Raw genomic sequence first — 24,374 nt, 5'->3', positions numbered from 1 at the left:
CGACTTGTCGTTCCATCCGCTTGCCAAACGCTCCTGCGCTGCCGAATTCAGTCGTGATCTCTACGAAGCTGGGTCGGAAATGGATCGCAACAACAGCCCTCCTCCTGACGTCCTATCTCCATGGATAAGAAAAGCGATCCTTCGGGAGGCGGTCGGCTCTACGTCCTGGTCCGAACGGGATATTTCCATACGCCTTTCCTCTATTCGTGGACTCCGCCATCGGATCGCCGTCGGTGCGGAAGACCTCGTCGAAGCATTGCAAACGCGCCCGGCACGGACCGCCACCGAGAGCGTCAGCGCCGAAATCCTGCCACTGGCGGAGGCCTGTCGGTTTCTGGAACGGGAAGCGTCCAGGCTGCTGGCGCCGAGGAGGCTGGGCCGGCGCGGCCGTCCGGTCTGGCTGTTCGGGGTGGAGGCGGAGGTGCGGCGGGAGCCGGTCGGTACTGTGTTGATCGTCGGTCCGTCCAATTACCCATTGCTGCTGCCGGGCGTTCAGGCGATCCAGGCTCTCGCGGCCGGAAACAGGGTGCTGGTCAAGCCGGCACCGGGATGCAGCGCGCCGATGATCCTGCTTGGAACCTGGCTGGAAGAGGCCGGACTGCCGCCGGGGCTGTACCGGGTGCTGGACGAATCCGCCGCCGCGGTGGATGAGGCCATCGAGGAGGGCATCGACAAGCTGGTGCTGACCGGATCGGCCGGTACGGGACGGGTGGTGGCGGAAAAACTGGCCCGGCATCTGGTGCCCTCGACGATGGAGCTGTCGGGCAACGACGCCGTCTTCGTCCTGCAGGGTGCGGATCTGGAGCGGGTCGCCCGCGCGCTGGCCTTCGGACTTCGGCTCAACGGCTCCGCCACCTGCATCGCGCCGCGGCGGGTGTTCGTCCCACAGGGCATGGCGGCGGGGCTGGAGGCCGCTCTCCTCCGCCATGCCGGCAAGATTCCGGCCGTGCCGGTGTCCCCGCCGACCGGACGCCGGCTCGCCGCCCTTGCCCGGGACGCGGTTGCCGGCGGAGCCCGTGCGCTGGGCGCTTTGCCGGAGGTGGACAGCCCGGCGATGGCGCCGCTGATCCTTGCCGATGCGACGCCCTCCATGGCGCTGCTGCGCGAGGAGATCTTCGCCCCGGTGCTGTCGCTGGTGCCGGTGCGGGACATGGAGGAGGCGCTGACGGTTGCGTCCGGCAGTCCCTATGCGCTGGGGGCGTCCGTGTTCGGGCCGGAGGCGCAGGCCCGGGAATTGGCCGGACGGATCGACGCCGGAACCGTGACGATCAACGACCTCATCGTGCCGACCGCCGACCCGCGCCTGCCCTTCGGCGGGCGGCACGCCAGCGGCTGGGGCGTCACCCGTGGCGCCGAGGGGCTGCTGGAGATGACGCAGGTGAAGACCGTCTCGGTCCGCAAGGGACGGCTCCGCCCCCATTTCGACCAGCCGCGCGCCGGTGACGAGGCGCTGATGCTGGCCGCACTGCGCCTGTTCCATGGCGGGCCCGGCACCCGCGGAGGGGCGCTGCGGCGGCTGGTACAGGCGGTGCGCGGACGTTCCGCCGGATGACTGTAAACTTCAGCCGATCGTTAGCCCACCGCTGACTTTGACCCCAACGAAACACGGATGACCGGATGCTTGCCCTGGCCCTTGCCTTTCTGATCGGCGCCGTCGCCGGCTCGCGCACCCTGCTCGCCCCGGCGGCCGTCAGTTGGGCCGCCTACGGCGGTTGGCTCGACGTATCGGGAAGCTGGCTGTTCTTCCTCGGGCACCCGGTGTCGCCCTGGGTCTTCACCGCCATGGCGGTGGTGGAGCTGGTCGTCGACAAGCTGCCGACCACTCCCAGCCGCAAGCTGCCCTTCCCCTTCGCCAGCCGCATTGCCGGCGGCGTCATCGCCGGAGCGGCCATCGGGACAAATGCCGGATTCTGGATCGGCGGTCTGGTGGCCGGCGGCATCGGCGCCGTGGTGGGCACACTGGTCGGTTATGCCGCCCGCATGCGCATGGCCGCCGCCTTCGGCCGCGACCGCCCCGCCGCTCTGCTGGAGGATGCGGTGGCGCTGATCGCGGCCCTGCTGATCGTCTCCGCCGCGTGAGGGACCGCTGCTTTCCTCTCGGGCGTATCCGGCGTTTTTTTACTGCATGGAACCAAAGTTACTTCACAGTAGAACGGTAAGCCGGTTTGCTGCGCCAGCCGACCGTCTGCCGGCCTGGGCATGGGCACAGCCAAATGGGAAAGCGATTGGCCGGAAGAATGAGCGAAGGGAGCCAGCACCGCATGTCGGATTCGCCATGGAAGACCGCCGCCGACCGCCGCAGCGAACGGGAGGAAAAGCGGATCGCCGTGCTGCGGACCGCGGCGCAGGCCTTCAACGAGCTTGGCTATCACGCCACCTCGCTGGACGACATCGCCCGGCGGCTGAACGTGACCAAGCCGACGATCTATTACTATGTGAAGAACAAGGAGGAGATCCTGTTCGAGTGCGTGCGGATCGGGCTGGAGATGCTCGACACCGCGTCGAATGAGGTGACGGGTCATGGCGGCAGCGCCTATGAGGAACTGGTGGCGGTGATGACCACCTATGTCGGCATCGTCACCATGGACTTCGGCATGTGCGTGATCCGGGTCGGCGAGGAGCCGCTGACCGAGGACAGCCGCCGTACCCTGCGCAGCCTGAAGCGCCGCATCGACCTGAAGTTCCGCTTTCTGATCGAACGCGGCATCGCTGAGGGCAGCATCGTTTCCTGCGATCCGAAGATCGCCGCCTTCACGCTGTCGGGAGCGCTCAGCTGGGTCGCCCGCTGGTACCGCCCGGATGGGGAACTTGACCCGGCGGAGATCGCCCGACAATCCATAGCCCTGCTGCTGAACGGCCTGCGCCCGCGTCCCGACATGGGGTGACTCCACCGCCGATCCCCGGTCGACCTTAGGCCGAAAGTATTGTAGCTGGTCAGCCGTCCGCATTGCATGACCTGCCACTGCTCTCCTTATTATACATATGTGGGTATGATAAAAATGCGGTGGTGAGTTGCCATCGAGAGGCGATCCGGACGAGCATCGTTAGCGTAGAACGATCCATGCGAGGCCCCCGGAACTGAGGATCGTCCAGAAGATGACCGTCGAGCTGACAGATATGCAGGCGAAGAGACTTTCCACCTTTTCCATCACCCAGGACGATCTGGACCGGCTCAGGGGCAACCGGGAGTTCGCGGAGCAGCGCCTTCCCCTTTTGCTGACCGAATGGCACCGGCATTTCGATGCTTGGCCGGAAATCCAGGCGGCGCTGCAACTGCCGGACGTGCATGCCGCCCGTCTGGATCATTGGATGCGGGCCGTGTCCGGTCGGATCGATGCCGGCTTCTCCGAGTCCGCCACACGGCTCGCGACCCTGTTCTACAAGAACGGCGTCCCGGCTTATGCGGTGTCGATCTGCCATTACATCGTCAGTTCCAACATTGCTCGCGAACTCGGGCTCACCGCCGGCGACGAGGGGCTGAGGGCCGGCCTGTTCGGCGCCGCGGCCCGCCGCAACCGGCTGGCACAGCTGGAAACGCTGAACAAGATCGCCTGGTTCGACATCGAACTGCTGCTTGAGACCTACAAGCTGGCGGAAGAGGAGAGCAAGCGCGCCACCCTCGACCGGCTCGCCGGGAATTTCGAAGACAGCGTGAAGAGCATCGTGGAGGGCACGGTCGCCGCTTCCAACCAGATGCAGGCCAACGCCCAGCGCATGTCGCAGATCGCCAGCGGGACCAGCCGCCGCTCCGCCGATGTGGCGACGGAGACGGAATTCGCCTCGTCCAGCATGCAGACGGTGGCCGCGGCGACCGAGCACCTCGCCAGTTCCATCTCCGATATCAGCCGGCATGTCAACGAATCCTCCCGCATCTCCACCTCCGCCGTCGATGAGGCCGAACGGACCAAGGGAACCGTCAGCGGTCTGGTGGAGGCGGCCCAGCGCATCGGCGACGTGGTCAACCTGATCAACAACATCGCCAGCCAGACCAACTTGCTGGCGCTGAACGCCACCATCGAGGCGGCGCGGGCGGGCGAGGCGGGCAAGGGCTTCGCCGTCGTCGCCAACGAGGTGAAGAGCCTCGCCAACCAGACCGCCAAGGCGACGGAGGACATCTCCAGCCAGATCGCCGGTATGCAGAATGCCGCCGGCCAGGCCGCCGAAGCGATCCATGGAGTGGGCCGCACCATCACCCACATCAACGAGCTCGTCACCACCGTCGCCGCGACGGTCGAGCAGCAGACCGCCGCGACGCAGGAGATCACCCGGAACGTGCAGGAGGTCGCGGTCGGCGCCCGCCGGGTCACCGCCTCCATCGGCGAAGTGACGCAATCCTCGTCGGAGACCGGTGGCATCGCGCAGGAGGTGCTGGCCGCTGCAGGACTTCTGCACCGGCAGGCGGACGATCTCAACCGGGGCGTCGACGATTTCCTGACCCGGATCCGCACGGCCCGCTGAACCGCTGGTCGGCCGCGCATGGCTGCCGCGCCCCCTCGCCTGCTGGACGGACGGAGGGGCGGCGGGCAGCATGGGGCGGTCGAGATTCATTCGTGCAGGTATGGTTTCGTGGTCAGCGCAAAGGATGGTGGCGGAAACGGCGACCGTTGGGGGCTCCGCCTGCGGAAAAATGCACAATGGGCGGGACTGCTCGCCCTGTCCGCGGCGGCGACGCTGGGGCTCGATGCGGCCGGGCTGCCGGCGGCTTGGCTGATCGGGCCGATGATCGCCGCCATCGCGCTGGGCGTCGGCGGCGCCACCATCCGCGTTCCGGCCTCGGGCTTCACCATGGCGCAGGCGATCATCGGCTGTCTCGTCGCCCATGCCGTCACCTCGTCGATCCTGCTGTCCATCGCGCAAAACTGGCCGCTGATGCTGGGAACCGTCGGGCTGACGGTGCTGGTCAGCGGCATCGTCGGCTGGCTGTTCGTCCGCTACGGCAGCCTGCCCGGCACCACCGCGGCCTGGGGCGTGTCGCCGGGTGCGGCCTCCGCCATGGTCGCCATGGCCGGCGACTATGGCGCTGACGTCCGGCTGGTCGCGGTGATGCAGTATCTGCGCGTCGTGCTGGTGGTGCTCAGCGCCTCGCTGGTGACGCATGCGCTGACCGCCAGTTCGCAGGGCTCCGCCATCCCGGTGGCCCCGGTGGAGGCGCTGGACCTGCGCGGGCTGGCGGCGACGCTGCTGGTCGCCGCGGCGGGCGGCTGGATCGGCCACCGCTTCCGCATTCCCTCCGGTGCCCTTCTGGTGCCGATGGTGCTGGGCGCACTGGTCCAGACCGGTGCGGGCGTGACCCTGCAACTGCCGCATGCGCTGCTGACCATCACCTACACCGTCATCGGCTGGAGCATCGGCCTGCGCTTCACCCGCGAGGTGCTGAGCCACGCCCTGCGCGCCGTGCCGCAGATGCTGCTGTCGACCGGGCTCATGATCGCCCTGTGCAGCCTGTCGGCCTGGGTGCTGGTCACGCTGCTGCCGACCGACCCGCTGACCGCCTTCCTCGCCACCAGCCCTGGAGGACTCGATTCGGTGGTTGTGATCGCGCTGGGCAGCGGGGTTGATTTGCCGCTGGTGCTGGCCCTGCAAACCCTGCGGCTTTTCGTGGTGGTGCTGTCCGGGCCGCCGCTCGCCCGCCTGATCGCACGCTACGCCTGACGGTTGCGCGGCGCCATTGCGTCCCGGTGTCGGGTAGACGTATCCTTGATACCCCCCCCTTTCATGACCGATCCCGGAGTGCCCCGGCAATGACCGACCGTCCCCACCGTCCCGAAACCATCGCCGCCGGCGCCCTGGGCTTTGAGGATGCGGCCAGCGGCGCGGTCATCCCGCCGATCCACCCGTCCACCACCTATGTCCGGGACCCCGACAACGGCTATGGCCGCGGCCGGGTCTATGCCCGTGCCGACAACCCCACCTTCGATATTCCGGCAAGGACCATCACCGAGTTGGAAAAGGGCGTCGACACGCTGCTGTTCGCCTCCGGCATGGCGGCTGCGACCGCCGTGTTCCAGGCGCTGGACCCCGGCGACCATGTGATTGTGCCCGACGTGATGTACTGGGCCTTCCGCAACTGGGTGCACGGTCCGGCCACCCGCTGGGGGCTGAAGGTCGAGGGCGTCGACACCAGCGACACCGACGCAGTGCGCGCGGCGCTCCGCCCCGGCCAGACGCGGCTGGTGTGGGTGGAAACCCCGGCCAACCCGCTGTGGACGGTCACCGACATCGCCGCCGTCGCCGAACTGGCGCACGAGGCGGGAGCCTGGCTGGCAGTGGACAGCACGGTCGCCACCCCGGTGCTGACCCGTCCGCTGGAACTGGGCGCCGACATCGTCATGCATTCGGCGACCAAGTATCTCAACGGCCATTCCGACGTCGTCGCCGGCACCCTGACCGCCGCCCGCAAGGACGAGTTCTGGGCCCGGATCAAGGCGGTGCAGACCCAGCAGGGCGGCATCCTCGGCAGCTTCGAGGCTTGGCTGCTGCAGCGCGGCCTGCGCACCCTGTTCGCCCGCGTCCGCTGGCAGAGCGACGCCGCCATGGCCCTGGCCGAGCGGCTGTCCGCCCATCCGCGGGTGGCCGAGGTGCTCTATCCCGGCCTGCCGGGCTTCCCCGGCCACGGCATCGCATCGCGCCAGATGAGCGGCGGCTATGGCGGCATGCTGTCCGTCCGCGTGAAGGGCGGCACCCAGGCGGCCATCGACACCGCCGCCCGCGTCGAGATCTGGCGCCGCGCCACCTCGCTCGGCGGGGTGGAAAGCCTGATCGAACATCGGGCCAGCATCGAAGGGCCAAGCTCTCCGGTGCCGGGCGACCTGCTGCGCCTGTCGGTCGGGCTGGAGTCGCCGGACGACCTTTATGAGGTTCTGTCGCAGGCGCTCGGACAGGGCTGAGGACCGTCCACCTCCCGCCGCCCATGGGACGGGGCGGCGGGACATATCGACGCGGCATGGCGGTGCCTGCGCATTTCCGAGTACCCCCAACGCGGATAGGGCTTGACAGTGAGAATGATTCGCGACGTTATTCGCTGAGAATAAGTCGCACTTGCTGTCATTACCGACCACCGACGTTCGAGGAGACCTCCATGTCGAAGCGCGCTGCCGGCTTCGCCGCCGTAGCCGTCGTTGCCCTGCTGCCGTACGGTGCCCAGGCTGCCGGTCCGGCCTACAAGGACGTGGCGAAGAACTACGCCGACATCGCCCATGCCGCCTATGAGGACGCCACCAACGGCGCCAAGGCGCTGAAGAAGGCGGTCGACGCCCTGGTCGCCAACCCGACCGAGGACAATCTGGCGAAGGCGCGCGACGCCTGGAAGGCCGCCCGCGTTCCGTACATGCAGACGGAAGCCTTCCGCTTCGGCAACCCGATCGTCGACGAATGGGAAGGCAAGGTGAACGCCTGGCCGTTGGACGAGGGCCTGATCGACTATGTCGACGACGGCTATGCCGGCGGCGAGAGCAACCCCTATGCCAAGGCGAACGTCATCGCCAACCCGAAGATCACGGCCGGCGGCAAGACCATCAACGCCTCCAAGATCACCAAGGACCTGCTGACCGACAAGCTGCACGGCGCCGGCAAGGTCGAGGCGAACGTCGCCACCGGCTACCACGCCATCGAATTCCTGCTGTGGGGCCAGGATCTGCACGGCACCGGTCCGGGGGCCGGCGAGCGCAAGGCCACCGACTACGGCAAGGGCAAGGACTGCACCAACGGCCATTGCGACCGCCGCATCCAGTATCTGAAGGTCGCCACCCAGATGCTGGTCGACGACCTGTCGGAAATGACTGCCGATTGGGCCGCCAAGGGCAAGGCGCGCGCCTCCATCGCCAAGGCTCCGGAGAGCGAAGGCGTCGGCCGCATGCTGACCGGCCTGGGTTCGCTGAGCTATGGCGAACTGGCGGGCGAGCGCATGAAGCTCGGCCTCATGCTGCACGATCCGGAAGAGGAGCATGACTGCTTCTCCGACAACACCCACAACTCGCACTATTACGACGAAGTCGGCATGGTGAACGTCTACAACGGCAGCTACAAGCGCACCGACGGTAAGACCGTCTCGGGTGCCTCGCTGTCGCAGCTGGTCGCCGCCAAGTCCGCCGATGCCGACGCCGCGGTCAAGACCGCCATGGCCAACACCATGAAGGCGATGCAGGCGATCAAGGACACCGCCGACAGCGGCAAGATGGCTTACGACCAGATGATCGCCGCCGACAACGACGAGGGCAACAAGCTGGTGTCCGCCGGCATCGACGGCCTCGTCGCCCAGAAGAAGGCGCTGGAAGGCGCCGTCGCCGCGTTGGGCGTCTCGGTCGATGTCAAGGGCTCCGACAGCCTCGACGACCCGTCGAAGGTCGGCAAGTAAGCACGGCCTGCCCGGCTCCGGTCCCGCGCCCTCCCGCGCAGGACCGTTTCCCCCGAGCTTCCCTTCCGGGCCGACCCGGCGGGGGATGGCAAAGGGACCGGAGCCGGTCTTTATCCTGCCTGAAGTTTTTTGGACCGCCGTCATGCCGCATCGCCCCGCCCCCGCCCTGTCCCGTCGCACCCTCCTGCGCGCCGGGGGCGCCGCTGTCGCGGCGACGGCGCTGGGCGGAACCGGCCTTGCCGCCCCCGATGCCGGTGCGCTGAAGGCCGGTCTCGCCGGCCCGACACCGGTCACCGCCGCCGGCGAGCTGGTTGAGGTCGAGCTGGCCGCCAAGCAGCGGATGCTGCGCATCCTGCCGGAACCGGCCGGACTGTCGCCGCTGATCACCTATGCCGACAGCTTTCCCGGCCCGATCATCCGCATGCGCAAGGGCCAGCGGCTGCGTGCTACCTTGGTGAACGGGCTGGACGAGCACACCTCGATCCACTGGCACGGCATCCGCCTGCCGAACCTGGAAGACGGCGTGCCCTATCTGACCCAGCCGCCGACCAAACCGGGCGAGCGCCACGTCTATGAATTCACCCCGCCCGATTCCGGGTCCTTCTTCTTCCATCCCCATTGCAACACGGTGGAACTGCTGGGCCGCGGCCTTGCCGGCGTTCTGATCGTCGAGGAGCCGGACGCGCCGAAGGTCGATGCCGACGTCGTCTGCCTGGTCAAGGACTGGCAGTTGGACAAGACCGGCACGTTCGGCACGTTCATGACCGACCGCGGCGCCTCGCGCGCCGGCACCTTCGGCAGCGTCTCGACCGTCAACGGCGCCATCGAGCCGGTGATCGAGGTTCCCGCCAATGGCGACATCCGCGCCCGCCTTTACAACATCGACAGCACCCGCGTGGTCGATCTGCGGGTTGAGGGGGCCGAGGCCTGGATCATCGCGGTCGACGGCAATCCGCTGCCGCCACGCCCGCTGGATGGCTGGCCGATGGGGCCGGCAATGCGCATCGACGTGCTGTTCCGTGCACCCGCCAAGGCCGGCCAGACCCTGCGGCTGACCAATGTCTATTCGGCCGAACCCCGGCCGCTCGCCACCTTCCGCGCCGTCGGCCCCGCCCGGCCCAACAAGCGCTTCAAGCCGCACGCCCTGCCCGCCTCCGCCATTCCGGAGCCGGATTTGAAGGACGCGCCGATCATCCCGATGGCCTTTTCCGCCACCGCGGTGGCACAGAGCTTCGACGCGGCGGCCCTGCCCGGCCTGCCCTATGCCGACGCGCTGTGCCTGTCGGCGAAGACCTTTTGGGCGATCAACCAGCAGAGCTGGCCGGAGGGCGGGCATGAACGCCTGCCGCCGCCGCTGGTCACGCTGGAAAAGGGCCGGAGCTACATCTTCGAGCTGGCCAACCTGACGCCGCACCTGCACCCGATCCACATCCACGGCTACACCTTCAAGGTGCTGTCCTCCGATGCCCGCAAGGTGGTCCCCCACCATGCCGACACCGTGCTGCTGGAGCCGAAGGAGCGGCTGCGCGTCGCCATCAAGGCCGACAATCCCGGCGACTGGATGTTCCACTGCCACATCATCGAACATCAGGACACCGGCATGATGGGATACATCCGCGTTGCCTGATTTTATCAATTTCCGCAGCGTTTTCACCGCTGCGCTGCTTCTCGCAGCTCAGGCCACTCCTGTCACCGCCCAGGCTGCCGACAGCCTCGACAACCGCATCGGCGAGGCGCTGTTCCGCCGCATGTGGGTCGCCGCACCCACCGCGACTCAGGCGGCGGACGGGCTCGGCCCACTCTACAACGCGCGGTCCTGCGCCACCTGCCATCCGCGTGGCGCCGGCGGCCGGCCGCCCGATCCGGCGGTGAAGGACGACCAGGGCGTCGGCTATGCGATCAAGCTGAACGCCGATCCGGTCTATGGCCGGCAGATCCAGTCCAACGCCATTCCGGGCCAATTGGTCGAGGGCCGCCCCCGCGTCACCTACCGCGAGGAAACCGTCCGCTTCCCCGACGGCGAAACCGTCCGCCTGCGCCACCCGACGCCAGTGGTCGAGGATCTCGGCTATGGCCCGCTGGCCGAAGCGACGGTGATGTCGGCCCGCGTGCCGCCGCGCGTCCATGGCATGGGCCTGCTCGACCGCATCCCGGCCGATGCCATCGAAGCCGAAGCCGCCAGACAGGCCGCCTCCGGCGGTCCGGTCGCCGGCCGGGTGAATTACGTGACGGTGGACGGCAAGCGGCAGGTCGGCCGTTTCGGCTGGAAGGCGATGCACCCCACCCTGGACCACCAGGATGCGGAAGCCTTCAGCCTGGACATCGGCATGTCGACCCCGGCCTTCCCGGAGCCCTGGGGCGACTGTACCCCGGCACAGACCGCCTGCCGTAACGCTCCCCACGGCGATTCCAAGCAGTTCGAGGGGCTCGAGATCCCCAGCACCGTCATCGGCCTGATCGACGGCTATCTGCGTGACCTGCCGCCCGACGGCAGCCTGGAGGCGCCGAAGGACAAGGCCGGCACCGCGCTGTTCGCCGACACCGGCTGTGCCGCCTGCCACCGCCCGATCTGGCGCACGGGAGAGGATGCGGAGCATCCGTCGCTGTCCAACCGCGACATCTTCCCGCACACCGATATGCTTCTCCACGACCTGGGCCCCGGGCTGGGCGACCGGCTGCCGATGGGCGAGGCTAACGGGTCGGACTGGCGCACCACGCCGCTGTGGGGCTTGAACCGGCTCGCGGCCAAGGATGGGCAGCTGTCGCTTCTGCATGACGGGCGCGCCCGCAGCGTCACCGAAGCGATTCTGTGGCATGGCGGCGAGGCGGAAACTGCGAAGGACCGCTTCAAGTCTCTGCCGGGCGAGGACCGGAAACGTCTGGTGCGTTACGTGCTGGGTTTGTAAAGGAAGGGCGGGGGGTTCGCTCCACGTCAAAGGCAGAAGGGATTGATCGTATGCGACGCCGCATAGTGCTGGGACTGATGTCGGCCGCCGCCGCCGTGGCGGCCCTGCTGCCGCGGACGCCGGCCTTCGCCGCCCGCCAGTCGGACAAGGATGCCGCCTTCCTGGGCGGCATGGTCCGCACCCATGCCCTGCCCCGCTTCGATGCGCTGGTGGCAGCAGCCACCGCCTATGCCGATACGCTCGACCGCTTCGCCGCCGGCCCCACCGCCGCCGGGCTTGAGGAGGCGCGCGCCGCCCATTTCAAGGTTACCGACGGTTGGGCCGCCGTGCAGCATCTGCGCCCCGGTCCGCTGACCATGAATCTGCGGGCCGACCGCATGTCGTTCTGGCCGGAACGGCCCGGCGTGGTCCAGCGCCAGATCGGCCAGATCCTGCGCGACCATGACCCCAAGCTGCTGGAGCCCGGCGCGCTGGCCCGCCAGAGTGCGGCCGTCCAGGGGCTGACCGTGCTGGAGCGGCTGCTGTTCGATGAGGGCGTCACCGCCGACGGATTCACCGGCAGCGATGCCAAGCAGTACCGCGCCAGGCTCGCCGCCGCCGCCGCCCGCAACGTCGCCGCCATCGCCACCGATGCGGGCGACGGCTGGAAGGAGTTGGAGGCGCCGCTCGCCGCCGGGCAGGCGACCGTGCTCGGTCCGACCGCGTCCGAAGCCGTGAACACGCTCTATGCCTCCGCCATCACCGCGATGCAGGTGGTGATCGACCAGAAGCTGATGGCGCCGCTCGGCACGAGCATCGAGGATGCCAAGCCGACGGTGGTGGAGGCGCTGCGCAGCGGCCGGTCGCTGCGCAATGTCGTGCTGAACCTGGAGGGGCTGCGCGCCCTGCTGATGGGCGAGCATGGCGGTCCGGGCTTCGTCTCGCTGCTGCCCGCCAACGACGACGGCGCCACCGCCAAGCAAGCCATCGATGAAAGTTTCGCCTCCGCCATCAGCGCTGTCGAGGCGGTCCCCGGCCCGCTGAACAAGGCGGTCACCGATCCCGCCGCCCGCAAGAAGACCGAGAGCGCGCTGCGGTTGGTCAAGGCGGCGCGGGTGGAGATGCTGGGCACGCTGGCGCCGCTGCTGGACATCACTCTCGGCTTCAACGAATTGGACGGAGACTGACGATGGCGGTCGACCGCAGGAACATCCTGAGTCTGCTGGCCGGGAGGGTTTTCGGTGGGCGCGTGCTCTCGGGCGCCGGCCTGTCGGGTGGGCTGCTGGCGGTGCTGAGGGGCAAGGCCCATGCCGCCGACGCCGACACGCTCTACCTCAACGCCTATGCCACCACCGGGGCGGAGCCGAGCTTCGGCGTCGCCGCACTCGACCGCACCGGCAAGGTGCTGTTCACCACCGCCACCCCCGGCCGCGCCCATGGCATCATGCCCCGGCCCGGCATGGCGGAGGCCGCCGTCTTCGCCCGCCGGCCCGGCCGCTGGTTCCAGACGCTGTCGCTGGCGGACGGCACCCCCGGCCCGGTGGTGCGGGCGCCGGACGACCGCCGCTTCACCGGCCATGGAGACTATTCGGCCGACGGTCGCACCCTCTTCGTTGCCGAGGACGATGTGCCGCGCGAAGAGGGCGCCATCGGCATCTATGACGCCACCGACAATTACCGCCGCATCGGCGCCATCCCCACCCATGGGCTGGGGCCGCACGAGTTGATCCTGATGCGCGACGGCACGACGCTGGCGGTCGCCAACGGCGGCGTCATCACCCACCCCGACACCGGCCGGGCCAAGCTGAACCTCGACAGCATGGACAGCTCGCTGACCTATGTCGAGGCGGCGACGGGCAAGCTGCTCGACAAGGTGCGGCTACCGGAGGAGCACGGCAACCTCGGCATGCGCCACATCGCCCTGCTGGACGATGGCGGGATCGCCTTCGGCGTGCAGGACGAACGGCCCATCGGCATGCTTCAGCCGCTGACCGGCGCCCACCGTCCCGGCGGCGCGATCCGCCTGTTCGACACGCCGGAAGATGTGCTGTCGCGCATGCAGGGCTATATCGGCAGCGTGGCGTCGGACGGCAGAACAGTGGCAGCCAGTTCACCGATGGGCGGGATCATCGGGCTGTGGGATGCGGCGAGCGGGGCTTGGTTGGGCTCCACCGCGCTGGCCGACGGTTGCGGTCTGGCGCCGAACGGCGACGGTTATCTGGCGACCAGCGGTCTCGGCGTGATCGAGCCGGTCTCGGCGAGTGCCGAGGCGGGACCGGAGCGCAAGGCGCCGGCCTTCCGGTGGGACAACCACCTGACGCGGCGCGTGGCCTGACGGAAGGCCTCGAGGCAGGGGGCGACTTTTGCCACCTGCCCGTTCGGCATCTCATGCCAGCAGCGCCGCCGCATGGTGGCGCAGATGGTCCTCGATGAAGGTGCTGATGAAGAAGTAGCTGTGGTCGTAGCCCGGCTGCATCCGCAGCGTCACCGGGTGACCGACCGCCTCCGCCGCAGCGACCAGCGTCTCCGGCTTCAGCTGCGCTTCCAAGAAGCCGTCGCGGTCACCCTGGTCGATCAGGATCGGCAGCCGCTCGGTGGCAGTCTCGATCAGCGCACAGGCGTCCCACTCCAGCCAGCGGTCGCGGTCGGGGCCGAGATAACGGCCAAAGGCCTTCTCGCCCCAGGGCACCGCGGCCGGGTTGACGATGGGGGCGAAGGCCGACACCGCCTTGTAGAAGCCCGGATGTTTCAGCGCGCAGACCAGCGCGCCATGCCCGCCCATCGAATGGCCTGCGACCGACCGCTTGTCGGTGACCGGGTAATTGGCCTCGATCAGCGCCGGCAACTCCCGCGTCACATAGTCGTGCATCCGGTAATGGCCCGCCCAGGGCTGTTCGGTCGCATCGACATAGAACCCGGCGCCGAGCCCGAAATCCCAGGAATTGTCGGGGTCGCCGGGCACCCCCTCGCCGCGCGGGCTGGTGTCGGGAGCGACGATGGCGAGGCCAAGCTCCGCCGCGACGCGGAAGGCACCGGCCTTCTGGGTGAAATTCTCGTCGGTGCAGGTCAGTCCCGACAGCCAGTAGAAGACCGGCACCGCGGCGCCGGACTCCACCTGAGGCGGCAGGAAGATCGCGAAGGTCATCTCGCAATCCACCGCCGCGGACTGGTGCCGCACCCGCTTCAACCGGCCGCCGAAGACGCGGGTTTCCGACAGGGTGGTCAGGGGATCGGTCATGGAAGCGCCTTTTGAAAAACGATGGCCGGAAGGCTCCCTCCCCCGGTCCAGATAAAGGGAGCGAGGGAAAGAGCCAGCGTCACCTCACTGGTTGTACAGGATGACCGAGCGGATGCTCTTGCCCTCATGCATCAGGTCGAAGGCGTGGTTGATGTCCTCCAGGCCCATGGTGTGGGTGATGAAGGTGTCCAGCTCGAATTCGCCGCGCAGATAACGCTCCACATACTCCGGTAGCTCCGACCGGCCCTTGACGCCACCGAAGGCGGAGCCGCGCCAGACGCGACCGGTGACCAGCTGGAACGGACGGGTGGCGATCTCCTCGCCAGCGCCGGCGACGCCGATGATGACCGACTCGCCCCAGCCCTTGTGGCAGCATTCCAGGGCGGCCCGCATCACCTTGACGTTGCCGATGCACTCGAAGCTGTAATCGACGCCGCCGTCGGTCATCTCGACCAGCACCTCCTGGATCGGGCGGTCGAAGTCCATCGGGTTGACGACGTCGGTGGCGCCGAGCTGCTTGGCGATCTCGAACTTCGACGGGTTGACGTCGATGCCGATGATGCGGCTGGCCTTCGCCATGGTGGCGCCGATGATGGCCGACAGGCCGATGCCGCCCAGCCCAAAGATGGCGACGGTCGAGCCCGGCTCCACCTTCGCGGTGTTCATCACCGCACCCATGCCGGTGGTGACGCCGCAGCCCAGCAGGCAGACCTTTTCCAGCGGCGCCGCCTTGTTGATCTTGGCGAGCGCGATCTCCGGAAGGACCGTGTATTCGGAGAAGGTCGAGGTGCCCATATAGTGGGCGATCTCCTTGCCCTTCAGTGAGAAACGGCTGGTGCCATCGGGCATCAGGCCCTTGCCTTGGGTGGCGCGGATCGCCTGGCACAGGTTGGTCTTGCCGGACAGGCAGAATTTGCACTTGCCGCATTCCGGCGTGTAGAGCGGGATGACGTGGTCGCCCACCGCCACCGACGTGACGCCCGGGCCGACCTCCACCACCACGCCGCCGCCCTCATGGCCGAGGATGCAGGGGAAGACGCCTTCGGAATCCTTGCCGGACAGGGTGTAGGCATCGGTGTGGCAGACACCGGTGGCGACGATGCGAACCATCACCTCGCCGGCCTTGGGGGCCGCGACCTCGACCTCTTCGATCTCCAGCGGACGGTTGGCTTCCCAGGCGACGGCGGCGCGCGACAGAACCATGTGGGTTTCCTTCCCCAAGTCGGATTGGTCCCGAGAACGGGTTTGCCCCGAAAGCGGGTTTGCCAATGAGGATTGGCATTTGATTTCCGCAGTGTAGACCGCGACCGGTCATTGCCAGAACGGCGATTTCGGGAATAGATTTTTGCCGTATGGGGATAATGGCCCAATGGCCCTGGGAGAATGTCCATGAGCGGCTGGGACGGCATCGACGAATTCATGGCGGTGGCCGAAACCGGCAGCTTCTCCCGGGCGGCGGAGCGGCTGCGCGTCTCCTCCTCCCATGTCAGCCGCAGCGTGGCGCGGCTGGAGGACCGGCTCCAGGCCCGGTTGTTCTACCGCACCACCCGCAAGGTCAGCCTGACCGAGAGCGGGCGCGCCTTCCTCGCCCGCTGCCGGCGGCTTGCGGAGCAGCGCGACGACGCCTTCCTGGCGGTGGGCGCCTTGCAGGGCGGCAGCGACAGCGATGTGAAGGGGGTGCTGCGCATGACCTGCGCCACCGCCTATGGCGAGCAGTTCGTCATGCCGCTGATCAACGACCTCATGGAGCGCCACCCGCAGCTGAGCATCGAGGTGGAACTGACCAACCGGCAGCTCGATCTGGTGCAGGAAGGCTACGATCTGGCGATCCGGCTCGGCCGCCTCAGCGAATCGAGCCTTGTGGCGACGCGCATCGCCCCGCGCGTGATGCATCTGTGCGCCGCCCCGTCCTATCTGGAGTGCCACGGCAGTCCGGACAGCCTGACCAGCCTCGGCGGCCACCAGTGTTTGGTCGGCACCTCCGACCACTGGCTGTTCGACGACAACGGCCAAGACTGGCTGTTCCGGCCGCGGGGCCGCTGGCGCTGCAACAGCGGCTTCTCGGTGCTGGACGCAGCACTGCGCGGGTTTGGGCTGTGCCAATTGCCGGACTATTATGTGAGAGGTCCGGTGGCCGAGGGACGGCTGGTTTCCCTGCTGGACCGCCACCGGCCGCCCAATACGGCGGTGTGGGCGGTCTATCCGCAGAAGCGGCATGTTCCGGCGAAAGTGCATGCGGCGATCCGGCACCTGAAGGACGGGCTGGCGCGGCGAGCGGAATATCGATGAGGGTATGCGGCCCCGCCAAGCCATGGCAGCGCACATCGTCATGCGCACAAAGCATCTGTGCGCCGCCACCCCCCTACCTATCGAAAAACATCATGATCCGAAGGGAACCGACAGTATGTTCGAAGCAGACAGCGTCCTGACGTTCAGCGTAGCGATCGCGACTCCTGCCCGGGAACCAATGCCATCGGCATCATAGGATAGAACGCCCGTGGTGGTATTGAAGATGAATAGGTCGTTGTCATCGGCTGGCGCGTCCAGTGCGAACAGATCGGCACTCAACACACCGTCAGGCAAACCGCCGTACGACCAGCCCAGGATTTCAATACGATCCACCCCGCTTTGGAAATCCTGAATGGTGTCGTTGCCATTGTCATAGCTCGAAAAACGGAAAGCGTCCGCGCCGGCGCCGCCGATCAGAAGATCGCTGCCGTTTCCTCCGATCAAGATGTCGTCGCCTTTACCGCCAGAAAGGGTGTCGTTGCCCTCCCATCCTTCCAACCGGTTGGCCGTCGCGTTTCCGATCAGGGTATCGGCGTAATAAGAGCCTTGAATAAATTCGATCCCGCTTAGGTGGTCACCTTCGGCATCTCCACCACTCCCAATGCCAGTACCTAGATTGACTGTAACTCCTGTAGCCGAACGGGAAAAATAAGCCATATCAATACCGTCTCCACCAACGATCACATCGGCACCGGACCCGCCCTCAAAGGAGTCATTTCCGGCGCCGCCTCGCAGAGTGTCGTTGGCGGAGCCTCCGACCATCCAGTCGTTGCCTGCTCCTGCATTGACCTCGACGGCGACCGTACCGTAATCATTATAGATGTAATCATTCCCGACCCCACCGAAGGCACGTTCGATGTTTGAAACATTCATGTCGATGTAAACGGGTTCGCTACCTTGCACGACAATGGTGTCGTATCCGTCGCCACCATTCACCCAATCACTGTAGCCGTTGATGTAGAAGCGGTCGTTCCCCTCCCCTCCCCTCCCCACAACGTGTCGAAGCCGGCACCACCGACAAGCGTGTCGTCACCGGCTCCGCCTTGGAGAAGATCGTTACCCGCACCACCACGCAGAAGGTCGTTGAAGCCACTGCCGGTGATCGTGTCGTTCCCGTCTCGACCATCGATGAAGACACCCGCGGTCGCATTTGTGGCCACAAACACATCATCGCCAGTGCTGCCATAGACACGCTCGACTTCCGTCGCGGCGAGATCCAGCGTGAGGCCGGCCATCCCCTGCACGACAACTGTGTCGACACCGGCTCCCCCGCCGATCAGCAGATCGGCCGCATCGATGTAGAGACGGTCGTCTCCGTCTCCCCCCCGTAGGATATCTGCGCCATTTCCACCGAATAGTGTATCGTTGCCCTCCAGCCCCAGAAGTTCGTCGTCATTGGCTGTACCACGCAAGAAATCTGCTTCCGAAGTCCCAAAAACTACCGACATTGTCATCCCCCGATTGAATAATACTATCTCACCTTTAAAAAGGTGAAAGGGATGATAGCTTTTGCGAGTGTCCGCGACGTGTGACGGCCATCACACCCGACGAGATTGCTCATAGGGCAATACGCCGCATGGCCGTGATCGGGGGAATGGAAGGATCGGGCATCCGAAGGGTGCGGCGGCCTGAGGGCAGATGACGGGTAAATACTGGGACGGCAGTCGCCACCGATCAGCCGTGGTGGCGCAGATAGGCACGCGGGTCGCAGTCCTCCCCCAGCGCCATGGCGCGGGCGCAGTGGATGTGCTGCATCAGCACGTCGCGGAATTCCTGCGCGGTCAGGTCGCTCCATTCCGGCGTCTCGTTGGCGAAGGTCATCTGCGCGGCGGTCGCCTCGAACAGGCGCAGCCATTCATCCGCCTTGCCGGCCGGATTCTCGTCCTTGCGGAACATCTCCGCCATCATCTTGGTCATCAGCGTGCCAAGGGCCAACAGGTTCACATGCAGAAGCATGTTGCCGAGCATCACATCAGGCTTTTCGTCGAGCATGGATCGGTCACTCCGGGCGATGTCATGACCGATCCCACGGACGGCACCGCAAAAGCTGGCGCGGATTCTTCGGGTGGAGAGAAAAAGAAAGCCCCTCCCCGCGGAAGCGGAAAGGGGCCAGTTTCGGGAGGACGCCCGAGAGGAAAGGAATAGGGATCAGGCGTGCGCGCCGGCCTGCTGGACCACCGGCTTCGGCGCTGCGGCGACCGGCTTCTTCAGGATGCGCAGGGCGACGGCGGTCACCACCGTGCCGACCACCAGAGCCACCACATAGCCGAGCAGATGCGTCACCGCGTTGGGGATCGGCAGGACGAAGACGCCGCCATGCGGCACCTTCAGCTCGGCACCAACGGCCATCGACATCGCACCGGTCAGCGCACCGCCGAGCATCAGCGCCGGGATGACGCGCAGCGGATCGCGGGCGGCGAAGGGAATGGCGCCCTCGGTGATGAAGGCGATGCCCAGGACCGCGGCGGCGTTGCCTGCCTCGCGCTCCTCCGCGGTGAAGCGGTCGGCGAACAGCTTGGTGGCGAGCGCCAGACCCAGCGGCGGCACCATGCCGGCGGCCATGGCGGCGGCCATCGGGGTGTAGACCTGGGAGGCGATCAGGCCGGTGGAGAAGGCGTAGGCCGCCTTGTTGACCGGACCGCCCATGTCGAAGGCCATCATCGCCCCGATCAGCAGGCCGAGCAGGATGGCGCTGCTGCCCTGCATGCCTTTCAGCCAGGCGCTCATCCAGGCCAGTGCCTCGGCGACCGGGGTGCCGACGACATAGATCATCAGAAGTCCGGTCAGCAGCGAGCCCAGCAACGGCAGGATCAGGACCGGCTTCAGCCCTTCCAAATTGCGGTGCAGATTGATGTGACGGTTGAGGAAGGCGGTGCCGTAGCCGGCGATGAATCCGGCGACGATGCCACCCAGAAAGCCGGCACCGATGCTGCCGGCCAGCATGCCGCCGACCATGCCGGGGGCGATGCCGGGACGGTCGGCGATGGAATAGGCGATGTAGCCGGCCAGCGCCGGCACCATCAGGGCAAAGGCACCCTTGGCGCCGATCTGGAACAGGGCATAGCCCAGCGTGCCGGCGTTGGATTCCTCGTAGACGTAGATGCCGCCCAGCGCGAAGGCCAGCGCGATCAGCAAGCCGCCCGTCACCACGAAGGGCAGCATGAACGACACGCCGGTCATCAGGTGCTTGTAGGGGCCGGTGCGCTGGGCCGAGCGCTCGGCCTTGCCGGCGGCGACGGCATCGGCCAGCGGGACCGCACCGCCAGCGGCGCCATGGGTCTTGGCCTCGGCCAGGGCACGGTTGACCAGGGCCTTGCCGTCGTTGATGGCGGGCTTGGTGCCGCTGAGGAACACGCGCTTGCCGGCAAAGCGAGACAGGTCGATCTGGGTGTCGGCGGCGATCAGAACGACGTCCGCCTCGCGGATTTCGTCGTCGGTCAGGGTGTCGCGCGCACCGACGGAGCCCTGGGTTTCCACCCGGACCTTGTGGCCGAGCGCGGTCGCCGCCTGCTGGATGCCCTCGGCCGCCATGAAGGTGTGGGCGATGCCCGTCGGGCAGGAGGTGATGGCGACGATCCGGCGTGGACCGGCTGCCGCAGTTGCAGACGCGGAGGATGTGGACAACGCCTTTTCCAGCACGGCGGCGGGATTGCCCAGCACCTCGTCGAGCGAGGCGGTGCTGCGCTTCAGCGCGGCGAAGCGTCCGTCGTCGAAGTCGCCGCTGCCGACCAGCATCAGCCCGTCAGCCGCGGACAGTGCGGCGGCGTCGAGCGGAGACTGGATGCCGAGGCTGGTGCGAGTCTCCACCTGGATGCGGTGGCCGGCCTTTGCCGCCGCCTTGCGCAGGGCCTCGGCCGCCAGAACGGCCTGGGTGGTAAGATCGCCCGCTGCGATCACGGCCAACAGGGTCGCCATTGTTTCCTCCTGGCGGGTTCGAGCCCGCGCCTGTCACTGCGTTGATTTCAGTCCGATGGTGCCGGAAATCTCAATCGATCGGGGTCAGGGACACCTGGGCGGCCAGCGACCGCACCGTCGACGGATCGGGCAGGTTGGGGCCGAAACAGCCGAGCTTGGCGGCGGCGAAGGCCACCGAGAGCCGGGCGACATCCTCCAGTCCACCATCCTGCTGGAAGGCCGCGATCAGTCCGGCGACCATCGCGTCGCCTGCGCCGACGGTGCTGAGCGCCTGGACCGGCGGCAGCCGGCCGTGCAGGGCGCGGGCGCCATCCCCATCGCTACCGACGAACAGCGCACCGTCCGCCCCCAGCGACACCACCACCACCGACACGCCGCGGCGATGCAGATCGCGGGCCGCGTCGAGCAGGTCGGCGTTCGTCGGCAGCGGCCGGCCGGCCCAATCCTCCAGCTCGTGCCGGTTGGGCTTGATGCAGTGGGGCAGCGCACCGGTGGAAGCCAGCGCCGCCGCCAACGGCGCCCCGCTGCTGTCCAGCACGACGCGGGCGCCGGCTGCCGCCAGATCGGCGGTTAGGGCGGCGTAGGTGTCGGCGGGCAAGCCTTCCGGCAGGCTGCCGGCAAGAAGCACCGGCGTGCCCGGCTCCACCAGCCCCAGCACGGTCTCGCGGACGCGGTCGACGGCGCCCGCATCGGCGCTCAGGCCCGGCAGGTTGATGTCGGTCGTGTCGTTGGCCGCGAGGTCGGCGATCTTGATGTTGACGCGCGTCTCGCCCGGCAACCGCAGGAAGGCGTCGGCGATGCCCTTGGCCTCGAACAGCGCCTCGAAAGGCGCGGCATTGCCGGTGCCGAGCAGGCCCGTCGCGGCCACCGGCGTGCCCCAATCGGCGAGGCAGCTGGCGACGTTCACGCCCTTGCCGCCGGCATTGTGGCGAACCGCCTTGGCGCGATGGACGTTGCCGGGCTTCAGCGCCTCGACCATGATGGTCTGGTCGATGGCCGGATTCAGCGTGACGGTGACGACTGACTTCAAGCCGGATTTCGTCATGACGCTTCCCCTTCCAGCGCCCGCACCTCATCTGACGATTCGCAATCCAGCGCGCGCTGGGCCAGTGCCCGCAGGCCGGCGAGGTCGCTGTCGCGCAGCTTGTCCTTGACGCCGGGGATGTCGCGCGGGGTCATCGACAGCTCGCGCACACCCAGCCCGGCCAACAAGGCGGCACCGAACGGATCGCCGGCGATGCCGCCGCAGACGCCGACCCAACGGCCGTGCTTCTCCGCCCCTTCCACCGTCAGGCGGATCAGGCGCAGCACCGACGGGTGCAGGCTGTCGGCCTCCGCCGCCAGTTCGGGGTGCTGGCGGTCGATGGCCAGCGCGTATTGCGTCAGGTCGTTGGTGCCGATTGAGAAGAAATCGACATGGCGGGCCAGCACGTCGGCCTGGATGGCGGCGGCCGGCACCTCGACCATGATGCCCAGCGGCACCGCTGGGGCGTCCAGTTCGGCCCGGATGCGGTCGCAGACGGCGCGCAGTGTCCCGATCTCGCGCAGCGTGGTGATCATCGGGAACATGATCAGCAGGGCGCCCGGCTTCGCTCCCTTGGCGGCGCGGTAGAGCGCGCGCAGCTGCGGCTCCAGCAGTTCGGGATGGCGCAGCAGCAGGCGGGCGCCGCGCACGCCGAGGAAGGGATTCTCCTCATGCGGCAATTGCAGATGCGGCACCTGCTTGTCGCCGCCGATGTCGAGCGCGCGGACGATCAGCGGGCGGCCGTCCAGCGCCTCCAGCATGGCGCGGTAGGTCTCATACTGCTCCTCTTCGCTGGGCGCATCGCCGCGCTCGAGGAACAGGAACTCGGTGCGCATCAGGCCGACGCCCTCGCCGCCCTGCGACAGGGCCATCGCCACCTGATCGGGACGGTTGACGTTGGCGCCGATCTCCACCGTGTGGCCGTCGCGGGTGCGGGCAGGCAGGCTGCGCCGCTCCTCCTGCTGGGCCTTTTTGACACGCTGCTCCTCGATCCAGCCATGGGCGGCGGCGACGTCGGTGTCGGAGGGGTCCAGATAGAGGCGGCCGGACTGGCCGTCGAGGATGGCGGTGGTGCCGTTGGCGAGCCCGGTCAGTGCCGCACCGCCTGCGACCATCGCCGGCAGGCCCAGCGTGCGCGCCAGGATGGCGGTGTGGGAGGTCGGGCCGCCCTGCGCCGTCGCCAGACCGATGACGCGGCCCATGTCGAGGGCTGCGGTGTCGGATGGCGACAGGTCGTCGGCGACCAGGATGCAGGGGGTGTCCGGCAGGTCGCGGATGGAGCCGCCCCGGAGGTCCGGATCGATGCGGGTCAGCACCCGGCGGCCAACATCGCGCAGGTCGGCAGCGCGGCCGGCCAGCACCGGGTTCGGGTTGGCGGCGAGCTTGGCGGCACTGCGCTCCACCGCCTCGTTCCACGACCAGCCGGGACCGTGTCCCTCCACCATCAGCTGGCAGGCCAGCGTGATGACGTCGGTGTCGTTCAGAAGCTCCGCCTGGGCAGCGAAGATGCCGGCCTCGGCCGGTCCAAGCCGGCGGGCGGTGTCGTCGGCCAGCGCCTTCAGCTGCTGGCGCGTCAGGTTCAGCGCCTCATGCAGGCGGTTGCCGCCCTCCAGCAGCGGGGCCGGACGGTCGGGAACGGTCAGGTCGGCCTTCGGCATCACGTGGACCGGGCCGATGGTCAGGCCCGGGCTGGCGCCGATGCCGGCAACCACGGGCATCTCGCGACCTGTCGAGACCGGCGGAGTCCAGCCCTGCACCACGGCCTTCGCCTTGCGCGCCGCGGCGGCGGCATCCGCCTTTTCCCGCGCGCTGAGCCCGGTGATGGTGGCGCGCAGCCGGTTCAGCACCGCGCGGGCGTCGGGTCCGTCGGTGGACACGGTGATGCGGTCGCCCGGACGCAGGCCCAGCTGCAACAGCGCCACCAGCGTCTTGCCGTCGGCGCTTTCCCCGCCATGGCGGACGCGGACCCGGCCGGACGCGGCCCGGGCGCTCTCGACCCAGGCGGCAGCGGGGCGGGCATGCAGCCCGGTCGGATAATCGACCACCCACTCGAAGCTCTCGGCAAGGTCGCCGGCATCGGCGGTGGAGGGGGCCGGCGATGCGGTCTCGTCGGACAGCGCGGCGACGAGATCGGCGGGGTTGCCGGTGGTGAACAGGGCGGTCAGCCGCGCCTCGTCCTGCATCAGGCGGGTCAGGCGGCGCAGGATGGCGATGTGGGCGTCCGACTGGGCGGCGATGGCGACGACGAGACGGGCGGTCTGCCCGTCGTTCCACACCACGCCGTCCGGCACCTGCAGAATCGCGATGCCGTTGCGGCGGACCAGATCGCGGTCGTCCACCATGCCGTGTGGGATGGCGACGTCATGTCCGAGGAAGGTGTTCGCCACCGTTTCGCGCCGGATCATGCTGTCGGCATAGGCGGGGTCGATGCAGCCCGCGGCGATCAGCAGTTGCGCCGCCTCGCGGATCGCCGCCTCCTTGCCCGCCGGAGCGGCGCCGAGGCGGATCAGATCGGGGGGAAGGCTCAAGGGGTGCGTGTCGGTGAGCATGGCGACCGTCTCCTCCGCGGGCTTTTGTTTGTGCTGTTGAACCAATTGAAAACGATTACAGTTCGGCTGTCAACGCTTGTTGCGTTGCAACATATGGGTTTTTCTGGATGAATGGCTTGTC

The 24,374-nt window shown here is 67.8% G+C and carries 20 protein-coding genes; 12 read left to right on the top strand and 8 right to left on the bottom strand.

Annotation, left to right across the window (positions count from 1 at the left end; genetic code table 11):
* Nucleotides 1–79 precede the first annotated feature (79 nt).
* The 11 genes from TSH64_RS16660 to TSH64_RS16610 all read left to right on the top strand — a co-directional run bounded on the left by TSH64_RS16660 (nt 80) and on the right by TSH64_RS16610 (nt 13,573).
* Complete coding sequence (locus TSH64_RS16660) at nt 80–1,552, top strand: aldehyde dehydrogenase family protein (RefSeq protein WP_247872983.1); 1,473 nt, start codon at nt 80–82, stop codon at nt 1,550–1,552.
* A gap of 65 nt (nt 1,553–1,617) precedes the next feature.
* A complete protein-coding gene (locus tag TSH64_RS16655) occupies nt 1,618–2,079 on the top strand; it encodes a DUF4126 domain-containing protein (protein WP_109446538.1) in 462 nt (153 codons plus the stop codon).
* 182 nt (nt 2,080–2,261) lie between these two features.
* Complete coding sequence (locus TSH64_RS16650; RefSeq protein ID WP_109452738.1) at nt 2,262–2,885, top strand: TetR/AcrR family transcriptional regulator; 624 nt, start codon at nt 2,262–2,264, stop codon at nt 2,883–2,885.
* A 211-nt stretch (nt 2,886–3,096) separates the two neighbouring features.
* Entirely contained in the window at nt 3,097–4,458 is a 1,362-nt protein-coding gene (locus TSH64_RS16645; RefSeq protein WP_109446536.1) for a globin-coupled sensor protein, read from the top strand.
* 108 nt (nt 4,459–4,566) lie between these two features.
* A complete protein-coding gene (locus TSH64_RS16640) occupies nt 4,567–5,652 on the top strand; it encodes an AbrB family transcriptional regulator (RefSeq protein WP_199237578.1) in 1,086 nt (361 codons plus the stop codon).
* Nucleotides 5,653–5,741: 89 nt separating this feature from the next.
* Nucleotides 5,742–6,887, top strand: coding sequence for an aminotransferase class I/II-fold pyridoxal phosphate-dependent enzyme (locus tag TSH64_RS16635; protein ID WP_109446534.1), 1,146 nt, complete (start codon nt 5,742–5,744; stop codon nt 6,885–6,887).
* Nucleotides 6,888–7,078: 191 nt separating this feature from the next.
* On the top strand, nt 7,079–8,353 hold the full coding sequence (locus TSH64_RS16630) for an imelysin family protein (RefSeq protein ID WP_109446532.1): 1,275 nt from the start codon (nt 7,079–7,081) through the stop codon (nt 8,351–8,353).
* Between the two features lie 142 nt (nt 8,354–8,495).
* On the top strand, nt 8,496–9,980 hold the full coding sequence (locus tag TSH64_RS16625) for a multicopper oxidase family protein (RefSeq protein ID WP_109446530.1): 1,485 nt from the start codon (nt 8,496–8,498) through the stop codon (nt 9,978–9,980).
* A complete protein-coding gene (locus TSH64_RS16620) occupies nt 9,973–11,259 on the top strand; it encodes a di-heme oxidoredictase family protein (protein ID WP_247872982.1) in 1,287 nt (428 codons plus the stop codon). The genes TSH64_RS16625 and TSH64_RS16620 overlap by 8 nt, the downstream gene beginning before the upstream one ends.
* Nucleotides 11,260–11,309: 50 nt before the next feature.
* A complete protein-coding gene (locus TSH64_RS16615; RefSeq protein ID WP_109446528.1) occupies nt 11,310–12,425 on the top strand; it encodes an imelysin family protein in 1,116 nt (371 codons plus the stop codon).
* 2 nt (nt 12,426–12,427) lie between these two features.
* On the top strand, nt 12,428–13,573 hold the full coding sequence (locus TSH64_RS16610) for a DUF1513 domain-containing protein (protein WP_109446526.1): 1,146 nt from the start codon (nt 12,428–12,430) through the stop codon (nt 13,571–13,573).
* Between the two features lie 51 nt (nt 13,574–13,624).
* Here the strand turns inward: TSH64_RS16610 and fghA are convergent, their stop codons facing one another.
* Both fghA and TSH64_RS16600 read right to left on the bottom strand, forming a co-directional pair.
* Nucleotides 13,625–14,476, bottom strand: a complete 852-nt coding sequence (fghA, locus tag TSH64_RS16605; protein WP_109446524.1) for an S-formylglutathione hydrolase — start codon at nt 14,474–14,476, stop codon at nt 13,625–13,627.
* Nucleotides 14,477–14,560: 84 nt separating this feature from the next.
* Nucleotides 14,561–15,679 (bottom strand): S-(hydroxymethyl)glutathione dehydrogenase/class III alcohol dehydrogenase, encoded by a 1,119-nt coding sequence (locus TSH64_RS16600; protein WP_098738560.1) that lies wholly within the window; start codon nt 15,677–15,679, stop codon nt 14,561–14,563.
* Nucleotides 15,680–15,865: 186 nt separating this feature from the next.
* Here TSH64_RS16600 and TSH64_RS16595 point away from each other — a divergent pair, with 186 nt between their 5' ends.
* Nucleotides 15,866–16,765 carry a LysR substrate-binding domain-containing protein gene (locus TSH64_RS16595; protein ID WP_109446522.1) on the top strand — a complete coding sequence of 300 codons (900 nt, stop codon included), beginning with the start codon at nt 15,866–15,868 and terminating at the stop codon, nt 16,763–16,765.
* Nucleotides 16,766–16,855: 90 nt separating this feature from the next.
* On the opposite strand, the gene TSH64_RS16590 is transcribed toward TSH64_RS16595, so the two are convergent.
* The 6 genes from TSH64_RS16590 to ptsP all read right to left on the bottom strand — a co-directional run bounded on the left by TSH64_RS16590 (nt 16,856) and on the right by ptsP (nt 24,253).
* Nucleotides 16,856–17,701: a calcium-binding protein gene (locus TSH64_RS16590; protein ID WP_109446520.1), complete on the bottom strand. Its 846-nt coding sequence runs from the start codon at nt 17,699–17,701 to the stop codon at nt 16,856–16,858.
* Complete coding sequence (locus tag TSH64_RS16585) at nt 17,698–18,213, bottom strand: calcium-binding protein (RefSeq protein ID WP_199237577.1); 516 nt, start codon at nt 18,211–18,213, stop codon at nt 17,698–17,700. The genes TSH64_RS16590 and TSH64_RS16585 overlap by 4 nt, the downstream gene beginning before the upstream one ends.
* 226 nt (nt 18,214–18,439) lie before the next feature.
* A complete protein-coding gene (locus TSH64_RS16580) occupies nt 18,440–18,757 on the bottom strand; it encodes a hypothetical protein (protein ID WP_109446516.1) in 318 nt (105 codons plus the stop codon).
* Nucleotides 18,758–18,913: 156 nt separating this feature from the next.
* Nucleotides 18,914–20,680, bottom strand: coding sequence for a fructose-specific PTS transporter subunit EIIC (locus TSH64_RS16575; protein WP_109446514.1), 1,767 nt, complete (start codon nt 20,678–20,680; stop codon nt 18,914–18,916).
* A gap of 70 nt (nt 20,681–20,750) precedes the next feature.
* Complete coding sequence (pfkB, locus tag TSH64_RS16570) at nt 20,751–21,725, bottom strand: 1-phosphofructokinase (protein ID WP_109446512.1); 975 nt, start codon at nt 21,723–21,725, stop codon at nt 20,751–20,753.
* On the bottom strand, nt 21,722–24,253 hold the full coding sequence (gene ptsP / locus TSH64_RS16565; protein WP_109446510.1) for a phosphoenolpyruvate--protein phosphotransferase: 2,532 nt from the start codon (nt 24,251–24,253) through the stop codon (nt 21,722–21,724). Before ptsP ends, pfkB begins: the two co-directional genes overlap by 4 nt.
* Nucleotides 24,254–24,374: the final 121 nt, after the last annotated feature.

The organism is Azospirillum sp. TSH64 (assembly GCF_003116035.1).
GTDB lineage: Bacteria > Pseudomonadota > Alphaproteobacteria > Azospirillales > Azospirillaceae > Azospirillum.
The sequence above is the reverse complement of the archived record's forward strand: the minus strand, read 5'-3'. Positions and strand labels throughout refer to the sequence as shown.

What these genes read in the sequence shown, in the direction of transcription:
- TSH64_RS16660 (WP_247872983.1), top strand. Translation starts at nt 80, where the DNA reads ATGGATCGCAACAACAGCCCTCCTCCTGACGTCCTATCTCCATGGATA.
- TSH64_RS16655 (WP_109446538.1), top strand. Translation starts at nt 1,618, where the DNA reads ATGCTTGCCCTGGCCCTTGCCTTTCTGATCGGCGCCGTCGCCGGCTCG.
- TSH64_RS16650 (WP_109452738.1), top strand. Translation starts at nt 2,262, where the DNA reads ATGTCGGATTCGCCATGGAAGACCGCCGCCGACCGCCGCAGCGAACGG.
- TSH64_RS16645 (WP_109446536.1), top strand. Translation starts at nt 3,097, where the DNA reads ATGACCGTCGAGCTGACAGATATGCAGGCGAAGAGACTTTCCACCTTT.
- TSH64_RS16635 (WP_109446534.1), top strand. Translation starts at nt 5,742, where the DNA reads ATGACCGACCGTCCCCACCGTCCCGAAACCATCGCCGCCGGCGCCCTG.
- TSH64_RS16630 (WP_109446532.1), top strand. Translation starts at nt 7,079, where the DNA reads ATGTCGAAGCGCGCTGCCGGCTTCGCCGCCGTAGCCGTCGTTGCCCTG.
- TSH64_RS16625 (WP_109446530.1), top strand. Translation starts at nt 8,496, where the DNA reads ATGCCGCATCGCCCCGCCCCCGCCCTGTCCCGTCGCACCCTCCTGCGC.
- TSH64_RS16615 (WP_109446528.1), top strand. Translation starts at nt 11,310, where the DNA reads ATGCGACGCCGCATAGTGCTGGGACTGATGTCGGCCGCCGCCGCCGTG.
- TSH64_RS16610 (WP_109446526.1), top strand. Translation starts at nt 12,428, where the DNA reads ATGGCGGTCGACCGCAGGAACATCCTGAGTCTGCTGGCCGGGAGGGTT.
- fghA (WP_109446524.1), bottom strand. Translation starts at nt 14,476, where the DNA reads ATGACCGATCCCCTGACCACCCTGTCGGAAACCCGCGTCTTCGGCGGC.
- TSH64_RS16600 (WP_098738560.1), bottom strand. Translation starts at nt 15,679, where the DNA reads ATGGTTCTGTCGCGCGCCGCCGTCGCCTGGGAAGCCAACCGTCCGCTG.
- TSH64_RS16595 (WP_109446522.1), top strand. Translation starts at nt 15,866, where the DNA reads ATGAGCGGCTGGGACGGCATCGACGAATTCATGGCGGTGGCCGAAACC.
- TSH64_RS16585 (WP_199237577.1), bottom strand. Translation starts at nt 18,213, where the DNA reads ATGTCGGTAGTTTTTGGGACTTCGGAAGCAGATTTCTTGCGTGGTACA.
- TSH64_RS16580 (WP_109446516.1), bottom strand. Translation starts at nt 18,757, where the DNA reads ATGCTCGACGAAAAGCCTGATGTGATGCTCGGCAACATGCTTCTGCAT.
- TSH64_RS16575 (WP_109446514.1), bottom strand. Translation starts at nt 20,680, where the DNA reads ATGGCGACCCTGTTGGCCGTGATCGCAGCGGGCGATCTTACCACCCAG.
- pfkB (WP_109446512.1), bottom strand. Translation starts at nt 21,725, where the DNA reads ATGACGAAATCCGGCTTGAAGTCAGTCGTCACCGTCACGCTGAATCCG.
- ptsP (WP_109446510.1), bottom strand. Translation starts at nt 24,253, where the DNA reads ATGCTCACCGACACGCACCCCTTGAGCCTTCCCCCCGATCTGATCCGC.